Annotated in this window: 1 protein-coding gene; it reads right to left on the bottom strand. The window is 68.1% G+C overall.

The genetic code is table 11. The features are described 5' to 3' along the window. Nucleotides 1-20 precede the first annotated feature (20 nt). Nucleotides 21-675, bottom strand: a 655-nt coding sequence (locus ACXJKJ_RS30730; RefSeq protein WP_457395275.1) for a zinc-binding dehydrogenase, incomplete at its 5' end; no start/stop codon positions are given.

Raw genomic sequence — 675 nt, 5'->3', positions numbered from 1 at the left:
CGGTCGGCTCTACGCGCGGTTCACGGGCGCAGCAGCACCTTACCGGTGCGGCCCGGCTCCAGGCTGGCCTTGGCCGCGGCAGCCACGTCATCGAGGCCGAATACCGCATCCACCGGCAGGCTCAGCCCGCCGCGTGCGGCCAGCTGCAGCAGTTCGCCGACCAGGCGGCGCTTGTCTTCCGGCGCCATCGCCTGGCTGACCTTGCTGCCCCAGAAGCCCTTCACCGTGGCCTGCTTGAAGATCACATCGCCCGAGTTGAGCTGCATCGGCTCGCCAGTCATYGACCCGAAGGACACCAGCGTGCCGCCATCACCGAGCAGGGTCATCAACTCGCTGCTGGCGCGGCCGCCAACCGAATCCACCGCCGCGACGATGGGCTGGTCGCCGGTCTTGGCCTGCACCTTCGCCATCCAGTCCGACTGTGCAGTCGACACGGTGTGCTCGATGCCCAACGCGTCCATCTCGGCCACGCCCGCATCACGCCGCACTAGGTTTACGCAGTGCACGCCCCGCGCCTTGGCCAGCATCGCCAGTGCCTTGCCGACCGCGCCATTGGCTGCGTTCTGCAGGATCCACTGGCCCGGCTTGACCTGCAGGAACTCCAGCAGCATCAGCGCGCTCAACGGCATCGCAATGAGCTGCGCGGCGGTCTCGTCGTTGATCGCCTCGGGCATC

This window comes from Roseateles sp. P5_E1, from assembly GCF_054049335.1.
Note: the sequence above shows the minus strand (reverse complement) of the source record. Positions and strands in the feature narration are given on the sequence as shown.